Below are 19,302 nucleotides of genomic sequence, written 5' to 3'. Positions count from 1 at the left end.
CACCGTACGCAGACTATACGAATCGTCGCTAGACGCAAGCGCGCTATACGCTTCGCCTCTGGATGCATCGTCTGTGGCGTGGGCAGATGGGCGCGACGGATGCCCGACAGCCCGACCTCGACCGGCGAGAACGCCCGGCCACCCAAAGACCCCGAGCTCGTCGCCCTGGGCGCCCGCGTCCGGGAGCTCCGTGCAGCCGCCGGCAAGACGCAGGAGCGGGTGGCCGCCGACGCCGGCATCCACTGGACCTACGTGGGCCAGGTCGAGCGCGGTGAGCGCAACCCGTCGTTCAAAAACCTCGTGAAGCTCGCCCGCGGACTGGACAGCCCCCTCTCCGAGATGCTCGCCGGGCTCTAGCGCGTCCGCGCCGAGGCGCGAGCGGGGGGACCGACGCGCGCCGTGGGCATGCGCCGCGCCGCGCACAGAGCGGGACCGTTCTTGCCGGGCCTCCGCGGTTCGTGCCAGATCTCCGCGATCCGTGCCGGACCTGCGTCGAACGCGGCCCGTGGGGCGCTGGCCGACCGAGGGCGAACGTATGTTCGTCACCCTGTCCCGCGTTCCCTTCGAGCCATGTCCGCTGCCTCGCTCCACCACCGTCCCGATCCCGCCGACGCCGACCGCCGCCTGCGGGCCGCCCTCCTCGAGCACCTGCTCCGCCTCTATCCGGCGTGGCTGACCGAGGGCGAGCTCGCGCGGGCGGTCGCCGAGCACGACGAGCCGTGTGGCCGCGCGGTCCGCGACCTCGCCGCGGACGGCCTGGTGCACCGGCGCGACGCGTTCGTGCTGCCGACGAGGGCCGCGGTGTGCGCTGCGGCGCTGCTCAGCGACGCGCCGGTTCGGGCGTGCTGACCCCGTGGTCCTCACGCGCCTGCCGCGACTCGGCGGCATCGCGCGGCGCCGGGCCCGCGGTGTCGCCGACGAGCCCCAGGCGGATGCGCTGGCGGTCCACCTGCTCGAGCACGGCCTCGTACTCCGCCACGGAGCCGATGGGCCGTATCCAGCCCGGCAGACGGGGCGCGCCCCGGTTCGGCTTGGCCGTCCGGCGGCGCGACTCTCCGGGCTCCGGCGTCGGCTGGGCGGCGCGGGACCGGGCGACGAGCGTCCGGTGCTCGGCGATGGCCTCGGCCAGCTCACCCCCCGTCACCTCGCCCTCGCTCGCGGCGATGCTCGCCTCGAGGTGGCGCTCCAGGATCCGCAGCTCCCGCTCCTTCGCGGGCCGCGAGCCCCGGGCCGGGGCCTTCGCGAACGCGTCCCACGTGCGCGCGAACTGCAGGAAGCTCGTGCGCCCGCCGTGACGGTGCGCGGCGAGCATCGGGCAGACGCCGCCCGTGCCGTCGGTGTACGCGCCGACGATGATCGTCTCCTCGCGCACGCCCTCCAGCATCGCGACGCGCGTCGCGAGCGGCAGGCAGTCGATGGTGCGGCGGAGATCCTGGATGACGGTCTTGCGAGACACGGTGCGTTCCTGAGGTCGGCGGAACGGGCGCCCTGGAATAGAGTGCGCCACGGCGGCCGACCCACCGTAGGAACGGGCGCCGGAGAACGCAACGGCGGACGCCCCGCTGAACGGGAGATTGCAGATGAAGCTCGGCATCCAACTCGGCTACTGGGGCCTCGGCCTGACGCGCCAGGACCAGCTCGACATCGTCCAGGAGGCCGAGCGGCTCGGCTACGACTCCGTGTTCGCCGCCGAGGCGTACGGCTCGGACGCCGTCACGATCCTGGGCTGGCTCGCGGGGCAGACGTCGACGATCAAGCTGGGCTCGGCGATCATGCAGATGCCGGCCCGCTCGGCCGCGATGACAGCGATGACCGCGGCGACGCTGGACAACCTCTCCGACGGCCGCTTCATCCTCGGCATCGGCTCGTCCGGCCCCCAGGTGGCCGAGGGCTGGCACGGCCAGCGCTTCGGCAAGCAGCTCAAGCGCACCCGCGAGTACGTGGCCGTCGTGCGCAAGGCGCTCGCCCGCGAGCGCCTCGAGTTCCACGGCGAGACCATCGAGCTGCCGCTGCCCGACGGCCCCGGCAAGGCGCTCAAGCTCACGATCGCCCCGGTCCAGGAGTCCATCCCGATCTACATCGCGGCGATCGGCCCGAACAACACCCGGCTCGTCGGCGAGATCGGCGACGGCCTGCTGCCCATGATGTTCTCCCCCGAGCACGCCGACGTCGCGCTCGGCTCCCTGTGGGAGGGCATCGAGACCTCCGGCCGCCAGCGCTCCGACGTGAAGGTGTGCCCGAGCACGAACTTCCACATCGGCGAGGACCCGGGGCAGGCCGCCGAGAGCATGATGCGCGGCGTCGCGGCGCTCTACGTCGGCGGCATGGGCTCGCGCGAGAAGAACTTCTACAACGCGGCCGTCAGCCGCTACGGGTTCGAGGACGCCGCGAAGGAGGTCCAGGACCTCTTCCTCGAGGGCAAGCGGGCCGAGGCGATGGCCGCGATCCCGCACGAGCTCCTGGACGCCATCAACCTCGTCGGCACGCGCGAGCACGTGACGGAGCGGCTGCGGGCGTTCGAGGCGGCGGGCGTCGACACGCTCATCGTCACGCCGGCGACGACGACGCGCGATGGGCGCATCGCCCAGCTGCGTGAGCTCGCGGCCGCCGCCGAGGCGGTGTGAGCCGGTTCCTCCTCGGGGCCTTCGGCGACCCAGGGCACGCGTTTCCCATCATGGCTCTCGGGCGGCGTCTCGCCGCCCGAGGCCACGACGTGTGGGTCCAGAGCTGGATCCGCTGGCAGGACGACGTCGAGGCCGGCGGGATGCGCTTCGCCGCCTCGCCGGAGTACCCGACGTTCCCGCAGCTCGGGCAGGAGCCGCTGACCCCCTACGAGGCGGTCCGGCGGGCGACGACGGACACCCTGCCCCTGGTCGACGAGGTCCGTCCCGACGCGGTCGTCCACGACATCCTGACGCTCGGCCCAGGGCTCGCCGGCGAGCTCCGCGGCGTGCCGGTCGCCACCCTCGTCCCCCACGTCGACCCGCGCACGGAGCACGGCTGGCCGCCGTTCTCCTCCGGCGCCCGGCCGGCCCGGACGCGGCTGGGCCGCGAGCTGTGGCGGAAGGTCGGCGAACTCGTCGACCGCTCGCTCGAGCTCGGCCGGACCGAGCTCAACGAGGTCCGGGACGACGTCGGACTCCCGCCCGTCAGCCGGTTCCACGGGGGCATCTCCGAGGACCTGGCGCTCATCGGCTCGGTCCCGCAGCTCGCCTACCCGCGCCGTGCCGCGCTGCGGGGGGCCCACACGGTCGGCCCCTTCGTGTGGGAGCCGCCCGCCGAGCCCGTCGAGCTGCCGCCCGGCGATGCACCGCTCGTCGTGGTCGCCCCCTCCACCTCGCAGGACCCGACCGGGCTCCTGCTGCGGGCCACGCTCGAGGGCCTCGCCGACGCCCCCGTCCGGGTCCTCGCCGCCCAGAACCGCACGAGCGAGGCGGCCGCGGCGCGCCTGCGCCCGGTCGAGGTCCCGGACAACGCGCTCCTGGTGCCGTGGATGTCGTACTCCCAGGTCATGCCGCTGGCCGACGTCGTGGTCTGCCACGCCGGGCACGGCACGCTGCTGCGCGCGCTGTCGGCCGGCAAGCCGGTCGTCGCCATCCCCGCCGCCGGCGACATGTACGAGAACGCCGCCCGCCTGGCCTGGTCGGGTGCCGGCCTGCGCCTCCCCCGTCGCCTCGCCGGCTCCCGGGCGCTGCGGGCCGCCGTCCTGACCGCCATCTCCGACCCGTCCTACGCGGCCCGCGCGGGCGAGATCGCCGCCTGGGTGGCCGCGGGCGACGGCTGCGACCGCGGCGCGCCGCTCGTCGAGTCGTTCGCGGCGGGCGGAACTTGATCGGACCTTCGCCGAGCGTTCTGGACGGCGAGCCGCCGCGTTCTCGTCCGATCGCGTACGATCCCCCGAGCGTTCCGGGGTAGCTCAATGGCAGAGCATTCGACTGTTAATCGAAGGGTTGTGGGTTCGAGTCCCACCCCCGGAGCCTGAACGCCGCGCCCAGCCTTCGCTGGGCGTTTCTCGTTCCGGCGGGACGCTCCCCGACGGCGCCGTTCACCCGCAGGTCACCGCGGGGAGGACGGCGCGACCTACCCTCGGGTAGTGCCTGCCCGCCGCCGCCCACGTCACGTCCTCGCACCTTGGATCTTGGCCGGGGCGATCTGCGCCGCGGCCCCCGTCGCCGCGTCGGGCGCCCCGCAGCTCGTGCGCCCCGACGCCCCGTGGGCGACGCCCGCCGTGGTGGCGCACCGCGGCTACTCCAAGCTCGCACCGGAGAACACCCTGGCGGCCGCCCACCTGGCCACGAGCGCGGGCGCGGAGTTCGTCGAGGGCGACACGCAGCCGAGCTCCGACGGCGTGCCCTTCGTCCTGCACGACGCGTCGCTGAGCCGCACGAGCAACGGGTTCGGGTTCGTCCGCAGCACGGCCTCCACGACGCTCGACGGGCTCGACGCGGGGTCGTGGTTCGGCGCCGCCTACGCCGGCGAGCGCCTCCCGCGGCTGACGGCGCTCCTCGACACCGTCCACCGGGGGCCGAGCGACCTCGTGATCGAACTCAAGGGCTCGCACACCCGCGAGCAGGTGGCGCGGGTGGTGGCCGAGATTCGCGCGAGCGGGATGGCCGAACGGACGGTCATCCAGAGCTTCGAGGAGCAGGGGCTGCGCGACGCCCACGAGCTCGCTCCCGAGATCGCCCTGGCGCTGCTGCGCAACACGGTCGACGCCGACCCGGTCGCCGCGGTGCGGGCCGTCGGTGCCGTCGCCTACCTGCCGAGCTGGAACGCCCTGAAGAGCCGCCCTGCCGCGATCGCGGCCCTGTCCGCGGCCGGCATCGCCACCGTCCCCTTCACCGTCGACGACCCGAACGAGTGGGCGGCGATGCGGGACCTGGGGATCGACGGGATCATCACGAACGACCCGGGCGGGCTCGTCGCCTGGAACGCCGAGTACCGGCGCACCCACCCGGCCCCCGCCGTCGACCCGGAGCTTCCGGCCGCCGGGATTCCGGGGACGCCGGACGAGACGCCGGCGGGCAGCACCCCGGGGATTGCGCCCGTTCCGCCGTCCGGCAGCCCGGTCCCGCCGATCCCGGCCGCGGCGCCCCGCCCGGCGTCCCCCGGCCCGACGGCCCTCCGCGCGCGCTGCACCGTCCGCGGCGCACGCGGCGCCCGGCGGATCCGGTGCGTCGCCCCCGGATGGCGCGCCGGCGCCACGGTACGGCTCACCCGCCGGGGACGGACCTACGCCCGGGGGACGCTCGGGCGTATCCGCGTCGTGCGGGCCATGCCGCGCGGGACCTACCGCCTGCGCAGCGGGTCCCGGTCGCTGCCGGTGGCCGTCCGCTTCCGCTGACCCGCCGCTCAGGCCTCGCGGTCGAGCGGGAGGATGCCCTCGCGATCGGGGGTCGCCAGGAGCGCCCCGGTCGCCGGGTGGGCCCGCCGCTCGTCGGCCCGGGCGACGGCGCGCTCCACCCCGACCTCGTCCACGTCGAGCAGGAACGGCGCCAGGTGCGCCCCCGCGACCTTCTCCGGCGGCCACCACGGGGCGCGCTCCGCGGCGTCCGACGCCACCGGCTCGCCGTCGTCGAGGTCGGCGGAGAGGTACAACGCCGCGGCGCCCGTCCACAGCACCGCCCGGACGCGAGCGCGGAACGGCCGCTCCGGGACGTCGGCCCCCGCTTGCCGGGCCAGCGTCGAGGCGACGACGTCGGCCTCCTGCGTCGCGAGCCCGCCCTGCTTGACCGGATAGTCCGCGGCGTCGCCGATGGCGAAGACGCCCGGGGCGCCCGGGACGGCGAACCGCTCGTCGACCCGCACGAAGCCCGCGCGCATCGGCAGGCCCTCGACCCCCGGGCCGGTGGGGACGGGCAGCGCCACGACCCGGTCGGCGGGCACGGTCGTCGCGTCGGGTCCGAGCGTCAGGGTCCCGTCGGTCCACGTCGTCACCTCGCGGCCGGCGTACACGACCACGCCGGCGGCCTCGAGGCGGCGGGCGACGGCGTCGCTGGCGGCCCCGCGGAGGACGGCGAGCGGCGCGGGCTCGGCCGTGACGAGGGAGACGGCGCCCGGGGTCCGGACGCCGGCCTCGTGGACGCGCCCCGCCGTGTGCAGGGCCAGCTCGTACGCCGGGAGCGCCCACGCCCCCGCGGGAGCGACGAACGCCACCCGGGAGGCCCGGCCGTCCTCGATCTCGCGGACGACGTCCGCCGTGTCACCGGTGCCGCCGGGGCGGAAGGACGTCGCTCCGGGGACGGCCTGCGCGGTCCGCGTGCCGACGGCAACGACGAGCGTCTCGTAGCCGAGGCGGTGCCCGTCCGCGAGGACGACCTCGCGCGCGTCGGGATCGACGGAGCGGAGCGCGCCGGGGCGGAGCCGACCGCCGAGCCCGGCGACGATCTCAGCCAGGTCGTAGCGGCGCGGGACGCGGCCGAACGGCTCCCCGACCGCCTCGGGTCGGTGCACCAGCTCGGCGGCCGGTGAGAGCACCGTCACCGCGACGGCCGGACCGGCCGCGGCGCGCAGCGCCAGCAGCAGCTCGAGGGTGGCGATGCCACCTCCGGCGACGAGGACCTGCAGCGGACGCGCGGAGGCCATGGGGCGAGTCTACGCGCGGCCCTCCCCCGCGCCGAGTGGCCCGTAACACGGGCGGTCCGACGGGGGCTGCATGGGTGCCCCGACGCCCGACGGACGTGCGGCCCGGCGGGCCGCACGGGGCCGGCGCGGCGGGTGGCCGCGGGGCCGGCCCCGCGGGTGGTGACGGCTACTCCGCCGGGGTCTCCGGCGTGTTCACGGGCTCGTCGGGCGTCGTGGGCTCCGGCTCGGCGACCGGGGGCTCCGGCGTCGTCGCGGGATCCTCGGGCGTCGTCGGGACCGGCGCCGGCGTGCGCAGCTTCTTCGCGGCCTTGACGCACAGGCTGAACGGGCTGCCGGCGGTGCCGGGGGCCTTCTTGCGGCTGAGGGCGCGGCACGCCTGACCGGGGGCGGCGTCGTTCTTGGCCACGCGCGCGAGGGCCGTCACGCAGAGGCTGAAGGGGGTGTTCCGCGTGCCCGCGACGCGCTTGCGGCTCTCGGCCCGGCAGTAGGGCCCGTAGGCCTTCGCCTTCGCCGCCGCGGACGCGGTCGGACCGACGACGCGGACGGTGGTCGTGCCGACGGTGCCTTCGGGCTCCGCGGGCTCGGGTGCCGGGGCCGGGGCCGGGGCCTCGGGCGTCGTCGGCTCGGCGGGAACGGCCGGCGCGGGAGCCGGCGCGGGCGCCGGTGCCGGGCTCGGGGCCGGGACCTTGCCCTTCTCGGGCTTCGCCGGCTTGTCGGGCTTCTCCGCCTTCTCGGGCTTCTCGCCCTTCTGGGCCAGGTTGGCCGCACCGGGGTTCGGCTTGCCGTTGGGGTTGGTGGCCGGCGGCGCGGCCGCCGCCGTGGCGGGGACCGCGAGCGCGAGGGCCGCGGTGATGAGGAGCGGGCTGATCCGCATGGGGGAACCTCAGGGTCGGCCGACCGCGGTCGGCGAGGGATGACCCCCTCGTGATCGGCCGGTGGCGACGCCGGAGCAGGGGCGCCCGGACGGCTGTTCGACGGTGATCGGAGACCCCGATCGCGCCCGGGGCACAATGCGTTCAGCGACGGGCCAAACCGTCCCGGCGACCCTCGGCCGCGGTCCGGCCGACGGCGACGAGGAGGACCCACAGGAGTGCCGTGACCGCGCCCGCGATCACGAAGACGACCGTGTCGCGGACGTAGTGGAGGCTGCCCTCCATGTTCACGATGTCGAGCCCAAAGACGCCGAGGGTCGAGAGCGCGACGACGCCGAGCAGCCACAGGACCACGAGCGCCATCACGACGACGAAGGGCGCCAGTGCGACGGCGGCGCCGCGCCACCGCGGGCCCGTCGGCCACGCCTGGACGGCCAGCGCGTACGGCAGCCCGAGGCTCGCCCGCACCCGCCGCGACACCGTTGTCCGCTCCATGTCCCGAGGGTAGCGCCGGACCGACCGCGGGGCGCCGGGACGCGCGACGGCGACGGCCTCCCCAGCGCGTCGACGCCTCAGGCGGTGCGGCGCGGGCCCTTCATGAGCTCGCCGAGCCCCTGGTCGATGCGCCGCTGCAGCTCGAGCCGGCGGAGCACGAGGGCCTGGGGGGACGCGCCGGGCTCGAACCCCCGGCCGGACCGCAGCGCCTCGGTGACCACGCCGAGCTCGAGGCGCAGCCCGGCCAGCTCCGCCGCCGCGCAGGACGGGTGCTGCACCCCGGCGGCCATGCGGCGGATGAGGTCGAGCACCATGCGCGCCGAGTCGTCGCCGGCGGCCGGCGGCTGCCCGGAGCGCAGGGCCTCGCGCAGCGCGATCGCCGCGGTGCGGTGCGCGTCGTTGATCATCTGCGTGCGGATCCGGGTGTCGTCGAGCAGGTCCGCGGCCTCGGGTCCCGCCGCCAGGCACTCGGCGAGGAACGAGAGCTCCACGCGGGCGACGTCCTCCAGCCCGCCGGCGCTCGGCACGGCGCGCGCGACCGGCCCCTGCGGCCGCGGAGGACCGGGCCGGCGACCGTCGCGCCCGCCACTCGACGAGGAGCCGCCGGAGGACGAACCGCCGCCGTAGGAGCCTCCGCCAGCTCCGTAGGAGCCACCGCCACCGGTGGACCGCGAGCCGCCGGAGGACGAGGCGGCGCCGGAACCGGAACCGCCTGCCGGCGAGGACCCGCCGTACGACCCGCCGCCGGAGGACGAGCCCCCCGCGCCCGAACCGCCGTGGCCCGAGCCGCCCTCGTACCGCGGTCCCCCGCCCCCGCGGCCTCCCGGACCCTGGCCTCCGCGTCCGCCGCCCGCGCCGCCACGGCCGGACCCCGGACCGCCGCCGCGCGCGCCGCCGCCCCGTCCGACCGGTACCGGCGTCGCCGGCGGGTGGTCGATCAGCGAGCCGAGGACGGTCGGGTCCAGGCGCAGCTTTTTGGCGGCCTCGTTGAGCAGCTCCATCCGCAGGACGCCCGGGGGCAGCCCGGCGAAGACGGGGCGCAGGTCGTCGATCGCCTTGTCCTTGCCCTCGGCGTCGGAGAGGTCGGACTGGGCGAGCACGTGGCCGACGTGGAACCGGCCGAGCGCCATCGGCTCGGCGAAGGCGTTCTTCACGGCCTCCGGCCCGCGCTTGGCGAGCAGGTCGGCCGGGTCCATGCCGTCGGGCAGCAGGACGACCCGCATCTTCAGCCCGGAGCCGGCGGCGAGCTGCGCCGCGCGGAGCATCGCCTCGCGGCCGGCGCGGTCCGCGTCGAGCGCGAGGATCACGGAGGGCGCGAGCTTGCCCAGCGCCCCGATCTGCTCCGGCGTGAGCGCGGTGCCCATCAGGCCGACGGCGTTCGTCAGCCCGCTCTGGTGCAGCGCGATGACGTCGGTGTAGCCCTCGCACAGGATGACCTCGCCCGTCCGCGCCGCCTGCTTGCGGGCGACGTGGGCCGCGAAGAGGTGGCGGCCCTTGTGGTAGACGGGGCCGTCGGAGGAGTTGACGTACTTCGGCTTCTGGTCGGCCCCGATCGCGCGGGCGCCGAAGCCCATGATCCGGCCGCGCCGGTCCGCCAGCGGGAACGTGATGCGCCGCCGGAAGCGGTCGTAGAGCCGGCCCGGGTTGTCGCGCGCCCGCATGACGACGCCGGCGGCCACCATCTCGTCCTCGGTGTAGCCCGCGTGGCGCGACCCCACGAGGACGCGGTCCCAGGCCGACGGGGCGTAGCCCACGCGGAACTCGCGCAGCAGGTCGGGGTCCAGGCCGCGGCGCTGCAGCTCCGCCCGGGCCTGCGCGCCCTCGGCCGAGTCCCACAGCTGACGCTCGTAGAAGCGGTTCGTGCGGTCCAGGAGCTCGAGCAGGCGCCGCTCGCGCTTGCGCCGCGCGGCCGTCTCCGGGTCCTCCTCCTCCGTCTTGAGCTGGATGCCCGCGCGGTCGGCGAGCAGCTCGACGGCGCCGGTGAAGTCCACGCCCTCCGTCAGCTCGACCCAGCGGAAGAGGTCGCCCCCCTCCTGGCAGCCGAAGCAGTGGAAGAGCTTGTCGTCCGCCTTGATCGACATGGACGGCGAGCGCTCGTCGTGGAACGGGCAGAGGCACTTGAAGTTGCCGCCGCCGGCGCGCTCGAGCTCGACCCGCTGCTCGACGAGCGCGACGAAGTCGGTGGTGTCCCGGATGCGGTCGAGGTCCTCCCGCGCGTACATCGGCATGGCCGGTCCCTCCTCCGCGCTACCCCGCGTGGACCCGCGGGACCACGAGGTCCGCGTAGGCCCGCAGGGCGTAGCGGTCGGTCATGCCGGCGACCCAGTCCGTCGCGCGCTGCAGCGCGTCGGCGTTCGGATCGGGGTCGCGCTGCACGTGGTACTGGTCCCAGCCGCCGTCCGTGATGGACAGCGGCAGGCGGGCCGCGGCCGGACCCGGGGCCTCCTCGGCGCTCGCCGTCTCGAGGTGATGCTCGAACAGCCGCCGCACCAGGGCATGCGCCTTGCGGTGCTCCGCCTGGGCGTCGGGGGCCAGGTACACGTGCTCGAACATCCAGGTGCGCAGGGCGTCCATCGCCTCGCCGGCGGCCGCCCCCTGCGCGATGTCCCCCGTCTCCCGCGACGTCGTCACGAGATCCTGGACCAGCCGGTCGATCCGCCGCGACGGCGTGGCGCCCAGCTCGGCGATCGGCGCGCCCGGGAGGTCGCGCTCGCGCAGCACGCCGGCACGGATGGCGTCGTCGATGTCGTGATTGAGGTAGGCGATGCGGTCGACGATGCGGACGATCCGGCCCTCGAGCGTGTCCGGCATCGGCGAGCGCCCCGAGTGCCCGGCGATCCCGTCGACGACGTCGCCGCAGAGGTTCAGCGCCCGGCCGCCGACCTCGCGGACGGCGCTCGGGGCGTCCTCGAGCACCGTGACGATCCGGACGGAGTGCTCCCAGTGGTGGAAGTGGCGGCCGTGCGGACGCAGGCAGGCGTCGAGCGCCTCCTCGCCGATGTGGCCGAAGGGCGCGTGGCCGAGGTCGTGGGCCAGGCCGATCGCCTCGACGAGGTCCTCGTTGAGGTCGAGCGCGCGCGCCACGGTCCGCGCGATCCCCGTGACCTCGAGCGTGTGGGTCAGCCGCGTGCGGTAGTGGTCGCCCTCCGGCGCGAGGAAGACCTGGGTCTTGTGCTTCAGGCGGCGGAACGCCTTGGAGTGCACGACGCGGTCGCGGTCGCGCTGCAGCGGCGTGCGGAGCGGGTCGTCGCGCTCGTCGGCGGCGCGGTCCGCGGGCCACGTGCGGGCGGCACCCGGGGCGAGGAACGATTCCTCGAAGGCGCGCCGCCGGGCGTGCGGATCACCGAGGCGGGACGTCGGTGCGGGGACGGCGGCGGACATGCCCGTCGATTGTCGCAGGGGCGGCTGTCGGGACCGGGGCGGCCGTCACTCGTCGCGCGGACGCAGGTCGACGCCGAGGTGGTGGACGGCCAGCCCCTCGATCGCGCGGTGGATCTGTCGGGCCGGCCGTGCGTCGATCCGCGGGGCCTCGGACAGCGGCACGCCGAGCGCGTCGACCATCGCGCCGAGCGCCGTGGCGTCGATCCCTGGGGCCCCGCCCTGGTGGCTGGCGCACACCACGCCGCCGGCCTGGGCGTCGAAGGCGACGAGGCCCTCCGTCGCGCCGCAGCGAACGCAGGCGCCGAGCGCCGGCTGCAGGCCCAGGGCGTAGAGCAGCTTGAGCCGGAAGGCGAGCTGCAGGCCCTCGTGGGCGGCGTCCGGTCGGGCGTCGAGGAGGGCCAGGAGCGTGCGCAGGAGCCCGAAGACCCGCTCGGCCGGCTCGTCCTCCGCGGCGGTGCGGTCCACGACGTGGCAGGCCCGCTGGGCGTGGGTCAGCGCGGCGTGACTCGTGAGGATCCGGTGGTGGACCGCGACCGTGTCCGCCCCGACGACGGTGTGCAGGTCGCTGCGGCCCTTGAGCAGGTCGAGCCGGACCACGGAGAGGGGCTCCAGCCGCCCGCCGAGCTTGCTCTTCGGCTTGCGCGCACCGCGGGCGACGGCCCCTATGCGGCCGTGCTCGGGCGTGATCGCGTGGAGGATGCGGTCCGCCTCGCCGTACCGCATGGAGCGCAGCACGACGGCCTCCGTGCTGACGCGACTGCCGCTCACCGCACTACTATACTTTCTGAAGTACACGGTCCTTCGGCCGGCTGCACAGAGGCCCGAGGACGACACCCCCATCCTGGGTACTTGGTCACGTCATGAGTTCGATCACGGTCTACACCACGAACGCCTGCCCCTACTGCGTCCGCGCCAAGGCGCTCTTGGACAAGCGGGGCCTGCCCTACGAGGAGATCAACCTCGGCCGCGACCCGGAGACGCGCGCGGAGCTCGCGCAGAAGACGGGCATGATGACGTTCCCGCAGATCCTGATCGACGAGCAGCTCGTCGGCGGGTTCGACGAGCTGAACGCGGCGGACCGCTCCGGCCGCCTCTCCGAGCTCGTCGGCGCCTAGCGCCTCCCGGGCGGGGCGGCCCCGGCCGTCCCCCGCCCCGCGGCCGCCTCAGCGCGGCCGGGCGACCGCTCGCCGGGCCCTCGGGCGCGGTTGGCAGCGGTCGCAGCTGTAGGTCCCTCGTCCCGCGACGACGCGCTTGGTCACGGGCGTGCCGCACTCCGGGCACGGCAGCCCGGCGCGTCGGTGGACGCTGAAGTCGTTCTGGAACCAGCCCTCCACGCCGTCGACGTGGCGGAAGTCGTCGATCGTGGCCCCGCCCGAGGCGATCCCCGCCCGCAGCGACAGCCGCACGCCTTCGACGAGCGCCGCGCACTGCGGCCCCGTGAGCTGGCCCCCGGGGCGCTGGGGGTGCACGCGGGCGTGGAACAGCGCTTCGTCGGCGTAGATGTTCCCGACGCCCGCGACCACCCCCTGGTCGAGCAGCAACGCCTTGATGGGCGCGCGGCGCCCGCGGATCGCGGCCCGCAGCGCCGGGCCGTCGAAGTCGGGGCCGAGCGGCTCGGGGCCCAGGCGCGCGTCGAGGTACGCGTCGGCCTCGCGGTCGTCCGCGAAGAACCGGCCCGTGCCGAACCGGCGCGGGTCGCAGAAGCGCACGACCGTGTCGTCGTCGAGCACGAGCACCACGCGCTGGTAGGGCACGTCGGGATCGGCGCCGACCAGCAGCGTGCCGGTCATCCGCAGGTGCAGCAGCAGCGTGCCCGCGTCCGTGCGCCAGACCATGTGCTTGCCCCGGCGCTCCAGGCGCTCCACCCGCCGGCCGGTCAGCGTGGTCTCCGTCGCCGCAGCGTCGTCGGGGACGCACCACCGGGGGTCGAGGATCTCGACCCCCATGAGCGTGCGCCCTTCGAGGTGCGGCGCGAGCTGACGGGTGATCGTCTCGACCTCGGGCAGTTCCGGCATCCCCTTCGACGGTACGCGACGGCGCGCGTCGCCCGCTGCGGGGCGGTCGGTCGGCGGGGCCGGCGGGTGCCGCCCGGCCGTGTCGCGCCGTGTCGCGGTCAGCCGTGCTGGGCGCGCGGGTGGGCGTCGCGGTAGACGTCCTGAAGGCGCTGCGCGGAGAGGTGCGTGTACATCTGCGTCGTCGCGATGTCGGCGTGGCCGAGCATCTCCTGCAGCGTGCGCAGGTCGCAGCCGCCGGCCAGCAGGTGCGTCGCGAAGCTGTGGCGCAGCGTGTGTGGGCTCATGCGGTCGTCCAGGCCGGCCGTCTTGGCGTGGCGCTGGACGATCTTGTAGAGGCCCTGGCGGCTCAGACGCCCGCCGCGGGCGTTGACGAACAGCGCCCGCTCGCTGCCGCCGCCCACCATGGTGCCGCGGGCGTCCCGCAGATACCGCACGAGGGCGTCGATCGCGCGCCGGCCCACGGGGACCATCCGCTCCTTGCTGCCCTTGCCGCGGGCCCGGAGCATGTGGTCCTCGAGGTCGACGTCGCCCACGTCGAGGCCGGTCGCCTCGCTCGCGCGCAGTCCACAGGCGTACATGAGCTCGAGGATCGCGCGGTCGCGCAGGGTGATCGGCTCGGCGTCGCCGTCGCGCCCGGGCATGGCCAGGAGCTTGGCGACCTCGGCCCGGGTCAGGACCTTCGGCAGCTGCTCGCGCTTGCGGGGGCCGCGCACGTCGGCGGTGGGGTCCGCGTCGAGCAGGCCCTCGCGGCGCACGTGGCGGTAGAAGGAGCGCAGGCAGGCCGCCTTGCGCTGGATCGTCGCCGCCGCCGCTGGGCGCTTCGGGCTGCCGTCCGCGGCGACACCCCCGGAGGCGAGGCCGTCCAGGAACGCCGTGATGTCGTCGCCCGTGGCCTCGAGCACGCCGCGCCCCCGGCCCTCCATGAAGGCGAGGAACTGCCCGAGGTCGGAGCGGTACGCGTCGAGCGTGTTGCGCGAGAGCCCCCGCTCGAACTCGAGGTACGCCAGGAAGTCGAGCACCAGCCCGGAGGCGGTACGGGGCGGTGCGGTCGCGGCGAGTGGCTGCATGGACGGGAGGCGGATTGCGCGGCGGCCGGGCGGTCCCTGCGCGGTGCAAGGGGGCGTGCGCCGTCTGCAACGGACGGTGCGCGAGACCGCGTCGGGGTCACACGAGGGTCACGTGACGGTCACCCGACGGCTACATCGGGCATCTCCCCTGCTCCTAGCGTGCTTCTCGTGGCCCTTCGGGTCGCGTCGACTCCCCGCTCTCCCTCTTCCCGAGGAGCACCGTGGCCCCCGCTCAGCTCACCGTCGCCCCGCAGTTCGCGCCGGCCGTCGTCGCCGCCCCGCCGGCCGACCGGCCGGCCCCGCGCGTGATCGCGCACCGCGGCCAGTCGTCGCTCGCGCCGGAGAACACCTTGGCCGCCATCGCCGCGGCGTCGAGCGCCGACCTCGTCGAGATCGACGTCGACACGAGCGCCGACGGCGTGCCCTACGTGCTGCACGACGCGACGCTCGACCGCACGACGGACGGCACCGGCGCGCTGCGCGAGCACGTGTCCCACCACGTCGACGGCCTGGACGCGGGCTCGTGGTTCTCCCCCGCCTTCGCCGGTCAGCGCGTGCCGCGGCTGACCGCAGCGCTGCGTCTGTCGGCCGCCCGCGGCGCCCGCCTGCTGCTCGAGGTCAAGCGCCCGCAGACGCGCGCGGCGGTCGCCCGCTACGTCGCCGAGCTGCGCGAGGCCGGGATGCTCGACCGGACCGTGCTGCAGAGCTTCGACGAGGACACGCTCATCCACGCCCGGGACCTGGCCCCGGAGCTGCGCCTCGCCCTCCTGCGCCGCACCCTCGACGCCGACCCGGTGGCGGTCGCCCGCGAGCTGGGCGTCGTGGCCTACAACCCGGACTGGGACGCCCTGGCGCCCCGGCCGGACGTCGTCGGCGACCTGCAGGCCGCGGGACTGGCCGTCGTCCCGTGGACCGTCGACGATCCCGCCGCCTGGACCACGATGCGCGCTGCCGGCGTGGACGGGATCATCACGAACCGCGCGGGCGAGCTGGCCCGCTGGAACGCGGCCGTGGCGACGAGCTCCGCCGCGCCGACGCTCGTGCCGGACGCGGGCCTCGGCCCCGCCGCCGTGCGGGTGGCCGCCGCGGCCTGACCGACCTCGCGCGGGTCCGGCCGCACCCCGGCCGCGAGACCCCGCGCGGGACGCGGCCGCCGCCTGACCGCGACCCCGTGCCGCGATCCCGGCCGCCGTCTGACGGACCCCGGGGTCAGGCGCCCGGCAGGCCGTTGGCCTTGGCCCACAGCAGGGCGATGAGGGTCTTCGCGTCCGACACGGCCGCGATCGCGCCGTCGAGGTCGTCAACGGGCCAGCGGACGAGCTCGATCCGCTCGTCCTCGCCGCTGTCGGCCTCCTCCTTCGAGAGACCGTGGGCGCAGAACAGGTGCACCGTCTCCGAGAGGATGCCGACGGAGGGCTGGAACCGGACGATCGGCTGCCAGTGCTCCGCCGCGAACCCGACCTCCTCGGCCAGCTCGCGCTTCGCGGTGTCCAGCGGCTCCTCGCCGTCCTTGTCGAGCCGACCGGCGGGGATCTCGAGGCTGTCGGGGTCGCCGATCGCCTCGCGCGGCTGACGGGTGAGGATCAGATGGGTGCCGTCGTGGACGAGCATCCCCACCGCGCCCGTGGTCCGCACGATCTCGCGCCCCACCTCGGCGCCGTCGGCGAAGCGGAACCGATCCTCGACGAGCGTCACGACCCGTCCCTCGTGGAGGACCTCACCGCCGATCCGCTCGAAGGTGCGTTGCTCGTGGGTGCTCGACGGCTCGGTCATGGAACTCCTCCTGCGGGGGCGGTGCGGACTCCCCGGCACCCTTGCAGACGGCGGGCGGGGGCGGCCGCCGCGGGGGTCAGCCGGCGGGGGTCGCCGCGCCGTGGGCCTCGACGAGGGCCAGCACCAGGTCGAGCGTGGACTCGAGCGCCGACGCCGCGATCCGCTCCCCCGGCTCGTGGGCGGCCTCGTTGCCGCCCGCCAGGTTCACGGTGGCGACGCCACGGGCGTTGAGGACGTTCGCGTCGCTCCCGCCGCCGTCGGCGAACGGCCGCGGTCCCACGCCGATGCGCGCGAGCGCGTCGTGCGCGAGAGCCAGCGCCTCCGCGGCCGGGGCGTGCCGGTAGGGCGAGAACCGGCGCTCCAGGATCAGGTCCAGGTCGACGGACTCGCCGTCGACGTGTGCGGCGTCGTGCAGCAGCGCCTCGACGTCGCCGACCAGGGCCGTCAGGACGTCCTCGTCCAGCGCCCGGATCTCGCCGAGGACGAGTGCGACGTCGGGGACGACGTTCGTCACGGGCGTGCCGCCCGTCATGTGCCCCACGTTCACCGTCGCCCCCCCGCCCACGCGCCCCTGCGGCAGGGCGACGACGCCCCGCGCGGCGGCGCGCACCGCGCTGCGGCCGTGCTCCGGCGCGATCCCGGCGTGGGCGGCCCGGCCGCGGTAGTGGGCCTCGAACCGGACGTGCCCGGGCGCCGCCATGACGATCCCGCCGAGCGGCGACGGGTGGTCGATCACGAACCCGACGCGCGAGGTGAGCGCCGCGGTGTCGACGGCCTGGGCGCCCTGCAGCTGCGTCTCCTCGGCCACGGTGAACAGCAGCTCGACGTCCGTCGCCGGCGGATGACCGGCGAGGCGCTCGGCGAGCACGAGCAGCGCGGCCACCGTGGCCTTGTTGTCCGCGCCCAGGACCCCGCCCAGCGCGTCACGCCACACCCCGTCGGACAGCTCGGGGGCGATGCGGCCCGCGACCGGGACGGTGTCGAGGTGCGCGCACAGCAGGACGGACGGCGCGCCGTGCGCCGTGGACGGCCGCCCGGGGATCCGGCAGAGCAGGTTGCCCGCGTCGCCTCCCACGGCGTCGGCGGCGTCGTCCTCCGTCACCGACAGCCCGGCGCCGCGCAGGACGCCGGTCACGAGGTCGGCGCAGGCGCGTTCACGGCCCGTGGGGCTCGGGGCGGCGCAGAGGCGCGAGAACAGCTCGGCGAGCCGCTCGCGCTCCGCGGCGCTCGTGCCCCCGTCCTCGTCGCCGAAGAGCTGCGCGGCGATCACGGGCGGGGGTGCGTCACGAGCGCACGCATCCGGGTGGTGCGGCTCAGCGCACGACGACGCCGTCGACCGGCGCCGTCTCGGCGGCCGACGCCTGGCGGTCCAGCGCGCGACGGTGCGCGGTGGAGACGAAGCCCTGGAAGATCGGCGAGGGACGCTCGGGGCGGCTCTTGAACTCCGGGTGCGCCTGCGCCGCGACGAAGAACGGGTGCTCCGGCAGCTCGATCGCCTCGACGAGGCGGCCGTCCGGCGACGTGCCCCCGACGACGAGGCCCGCGCCCTCGAGCTTCTTGCGCAGCGTGATCGACACCTCGTAGCGGTGGCGGTGCCGCTCGTAGACCGTCTCCTCCGCGTACATCTCGCGGATCCGCGTGCCGGGCTGCAGCTTGATCGGGTCGGCACCCAGGCGCATCGTGCCACCGAGGTCGCGGACCTCCTTCTGCTCCGGCAGGAGGTCGATGACGGGCCACTCCGTCTCCGCGTCGAACTCCGTGGAGTTCGCACCCGGCATGCCGGCCACGTGGCGGGCGAACTCGGCCACCGCGATCTGCATGCCCAGGCAGATGCCCAGGTACGGGATGCGCTGCTCGCGAGCGACCTTGCAGGCGAGGATCTTGCCCTCGATGCCGCGGCCGCCGAAGCCGCCGGGGACGAGGATGCCGTCGGCGCCGGCGAGGCGGTCGATCGCGGCCTGCTCCGTCTCGAGGTGCTCCGAGTCGACCCAGTCGATCTCGATCGCGGTGCCGTCCCACGCGCCGGCGTGCTTCAGCGCCTCGACGACGGACTTGTAGGCGTCCTCGAGCTTGACGTACTTGCCGACGACGGCGATGCGGGTGCGGTCGGTGGCGGCGTGCACACGGCGGACGACCTCCTCCCAGGCGCTCGTGTCGGGCGCGGGGGCGTCGATGCCGAAGTGGTCCAGGACCCGCTCGTCGACGTGCTCCTCGCGGTACCAGAGCGGGATCTCGTAGACGTCGTTCACGTCCTTGCCCGAGATGACCATGTCGTCGGGCAGCGCGGTGCCCAGGGCGATCTTCGAGCGGATGTCCTTCGAGAGGACGGCCTCGGAGCGGCAGATGAGCATGTCCGGCTGCAGACCGATGCGGCGCAGCTCGTTCACGGAGTGCTGTGTGGGCTTCGTCTTCAGCTCACCCGCGTGCTTGATGTACGGCACCAGCGTGAGGTGGATGTACATGCAGTTGCGGCGGCCGACGTCGACCGGGAACTGGCGGATGGCCTCGAGGAACGGCAGCGACTCGATGTCGCCGACGGTGCCGCCGATCTCGCAGATCACGACGTCGACGTCGGAGCTCTCGCCCGCGAGCTTGATCCGGTTCTTGATCTCGTTCGTGATGTGCGGGACGACCTGGACGGTGCCGCCCAGGTAGTCACCGCGACGCTCGCGCCGGATGACCGTGTCGTAGATGCCGCCCGTGGTGACGTTGGACGCCTTCGAGGTGTTCGTGTTCGTGAACCGCTCGTAGTGGCCGAGGTCGAGGTCCGTCTCGGCCCCGTCCTCCGTCACGAAGACCTCGCCGTGCTGGTACGGCGACATCGTGCCGGGGTCGACGTTGATGTACGGGTCGAGCTTCTGCAGCGACACCGTCAGGCCGCGGGCGACGAGCAGCCGGCCGATCGAGGCGGCGGCGATGCCCTTGCCGAGCGAGGAGACGACACCACCCGTGACGAACACGTACTTGGTCGGGGAACGGTCTGGCACGGCGGGATCCTCACCTGAAGTCTGCGGGAAGCGGGCACCGCGAGGCGCGGGCGCGGCGGACGCCAGACCCCTCACAGGCCGACGTCAACGGTAGCGGGTACCCCGGACGCGCTCCGTGCAGACCGGC

At 75.2% G+C, this 19,302-nt stretch carries 19 protein-coding genes and 1 tRNA gene; 8 read left to right on the top strand and 12 right to left on the bottom strand.

Annotated features, from left to right (window positions below; translation table 11 throughout):
• Nucleotides 1–99: 99 nt before the first annotated feature.
• Both F593_RS0110350 and F593_RS0110345 read left to right on the top strand, forming a co-directional pair.
• Nucleotides 100–357, top strand: coding sequence for a helix-turn-helix domain-containing protein (locus tag F593_RS0110350; RefSeq protein WP_022928680.1), 258 nt, complete (start codon nt 100–102; stop codon nt 355–357).
• Between the two features lie 213 nt (nt 358–570).
• Nucleotides 571–849 (top strand): hypothetical protein, encoded by a 279-nt coding sequence (locus F593_RS0110345; RefSeq protein WP_022928679.1) that lies wholly within the window; start codon nt 571–573, stop codon nt 847–849.
• On the opposite strand, the gene F593_RS24160 is transcribed toward F593_RS0110345, so the two are convergent.
• A complete protein-coding gene (locus F593_RS24160) occupies nt 821–1,456 on the bottom strand; it encodes a hypothetical protein (RefSeq protein WP_022928678.1) in 636 nt (211 codons plus the stop codon). The two genes, F593_RS0110345 and F593_RS24160, sit on opposite strands and share 29 nt — an antisense overlap.
• Nucleotides 1,457–1,580: 124 nt before the next feature.
• On the opposite strand from F593_RS24160, the gene F593_RS0110335 reads away from it, so the two are divergent.
• From F593_RS0110335 to F593_RS24155, 4 genes are all read left to right on the top strand, one after another.
• On the top strand, nt 1,581–2,624 hold the full coding sequence (locus F593_RS0110335; RefSeq protein WP_022928677.1) for an LLM class F420-dependent oxidoreductase: 1,044 nt from the start codon (nt 1,581–1,583) through the stop codon (nt 2,622–2,624).
• A 50-nt stretch (nt 2,625–2,674) separates the two neighbouring features.
• Entirely contained in the window at nt 2,675–3,832 is a 1,158-nt protein-coding gene (locus tag F593_RS0110330; RefSeq protein WP_084629865.1) for a glycosyltransferase, read from the top strand.
• 73 nt (nt 3,833–3,905) lie between these two features.
• Nucleotides 3,906–3,977 (top strand) — tRNA-Asn (locus tag F593_RS0110325).
• 116 nt (nt 3,978–4,093) lie between these two features.
• The gene (locus F593_RS24155; RefSeq protein WP_084629863.1) at nt 4,094–5,344 is read left to right on the top strand and encodes a glycerophosphodiester phosphodiesterase; all 1,251 of its coding nucleotides are present in this window, start codon (nt 4,094–4,096) and stop codon (nt 5,342–5,344) included.
• A gap of 8 nt (nt 5,345–5,352) precedes the next feature.
• Here F593_RS24155 and F593_RS0110315 read toward each other — a convergent pair whose 3' ends face one another.
• The 6 genes from F593_RS0110315 to recO all read right to left on the bottom strand — a co-directional run bounded on the left by F593_RS0110315 (nt 5,353) and on the right by recO (nt 12,101).
• Nucleotides 5,353–6,585, bottom strand: coding sequence for an FAD-dependent oxidoreductase (locus F593_RS0110315; RefSeq protein WP_022928674.1), 1,233 nt, complete (start codon nt 6,583–6,585; stop codon nt 5,353–5,355).
• A gap of 166 nt (nt 6,586–6,751) precedes the next feature.
• Nucleotides 6,752–7,459 carry a hypothetical protein gene (locus tag F593_RS29865; RefSeq protein WP_022928673.1) on the bottom strand — a complete coding sequence of 236 codons (708 nt, stop codon included), beginning with the start codon at nt 7,457–7,459 and terminating at the stop codon, nt 6,752–6,754.
• Nucleotides 7,460–7,601: 142 nt separating this feature from the next.
• Complete coding sequence (locus F593_RS0110305) at nt 7,602–7,952, bottom strand: hypothetical protein (RefSeq protein ID WP_022928672.1); 351 nt, start codon at nt 7,950–7,952, stop codon at nt 7,602–7,604.
• Nucleotides 7,953–8,029: 77 nt separating this feature from the next.
• Nucleotides 8,030–10,180 (bottom strand): DNA primase, encoded by a 2,151-nt coding sequence (dnaG, locus tag F593_RS0110300; protein ID WP_022928671.1) that lies wholly within the window; start codon nt 10,178–10,180, stop codon nt 8,030–8,032.
• A 19-nt stretch (nt 10,181–10,199) separates the two neighbouring features.
• Nucleotides 10,200–11,333: a dGTP triphosphohydrolase gene (gene dgt / locus F593_RS0110295; RefSeq protein WP_022928670.1), complete on the bottom strand. Its 1,134-nt coding sequence runs from the start codon at nt 11,331–11,333 to the stop codon at nt 10,200–10,202.
• A gap of 45 nt (nt 11,334–11,378) precedes the next feature.
• Entirely contained in the window at nt 11,379–12,101 is a 723-nt protein-coding gene (gene recO, locus F593_RS28145) for a DNA repair protein RecO (RefSeq protein ID WP_022928669.1), read from the bottom strand.
• Between the two features lie 92 nt (nt 12,102–12,193).
• Here recO and grxC point away from each other — a divergent pair, with 92 nt between their 5' ends.
• Nucleotides 12,194–12,448, top strand: a complete 255-nt coding sequence (grxC, locus tag F593_RS0110285; RefSeq protein ID WP_022928668.1) for a glutaredoxin 3 — start codon at nt 12,194–12,196, stop codon at nt 12,446–12,448.
• Between the two features lie 48 nt (nt 12,449–12,496).
• Here the strand turns inward: grxC and mutM are convergent, their stop codons facing one another.
• Complete coding sequence (gene mutM / locus F593_RS0110280) at nt 12,497–13,348, bottom strand: bifunctional DNA-formamidopyrimidine glycosylase/DNA-(apurinic or apyrimidinic site) lyase (protein WP_022928667.1); 852 nt, start codon at nt 13,346–13,348, stop codon at nt 12,497–12,499.
• A gap of 98 nt (nt 13,349–13,446) precedes the next feature.
• On the bottom strand, nt 13,447–14,415 hold the full coding sequence (gene xerD / locus F593_RS0110275) for a site-specific tyrosine recombinase XerD (RefSeq protein WP_022928666.1): 969 nt from the start codon (nt 14,413–14,415) through the stop codon (nt 13,447–13,449).
• Between the two features lie 221 nt (nt 14,416–14,636).
• Between xerD and F593_RS24145 the strand changes: the two genes are divergently transcribed.
• Nucleotides 14,637–15,509, top strand: coding sequence for a glycerophosphodiester phosphodiesterase (locus tag F593_RS24145; protein ID WP_051160491.1), 873 nt, complete (start codon nt 14,637–14,639; stop codon nt 15,507–15,509).
• 115 nt (nt 15,510–15,624) lie between these two features.
• On the opposite strand, the gene F593_RS0110265 is transcribed toward F593_RS24145, so the two are convergent.
• From F593_RS0110265 to F593_RS0110255, 3 genes are all read right to left on the bottom strand, one after another.
• Nucleotides 15,625–16,188: an NUDIX hydrolase gene (locus F593_RS0110265; protein WP_022928665.1), complete on the bottom strand. Its 564-nt coding sequence runs from the start codon at nt 16,186–16,188 to the stop codon at nt 15,625–15,627.
• Nucleotides 16,189–16,264: 76 nt separating this feature from the next.
• Nucleotides 16,265–17,458 (bottom strand): M20/M25/M40 family metallo-hydrolase, encoded by a 1,194-nt coding sequence (locus tag F593_RS0110260; RefSeq protein WP_022928664.1) that lies wholly within the window; start codon nt 17,456–17,458, stop codon nt 16,265–16,267.
• 43 nt (nt 17,459–17,501) lie between these two features.
• The gene (locus F593_RS0110255) at nt 17,502–19,175 is read right to left on the bottom strand and encodes a CTP synthase (RefSeq protein ID WP_022928663.1); all 1,674 of its coding nucleotides are present in this window, start codon (nt 19,173–19,175) and stop codon (nt 17,502–17,504) included.
• Between the last annotated feature and the right edge of the window lie 127 nt (nt 19,176–19,302).

Source organism: Patulibacter americanus DSM 16676 (assembly GCF_000420025.1).
GTDB classification, from domain to species: domain Bacteria; phylum Actinomycetota; class Thermoleophilia; order Solirubrobacterales; family Solirubrobacteraceae; genus Patulibacter; species Patulibacter americanus.
The sequence above is the reverse complement of the archived record's forward strand: the minus strand, read 5'-3'. Positions and strand labels throughout refer to the sequence as shown.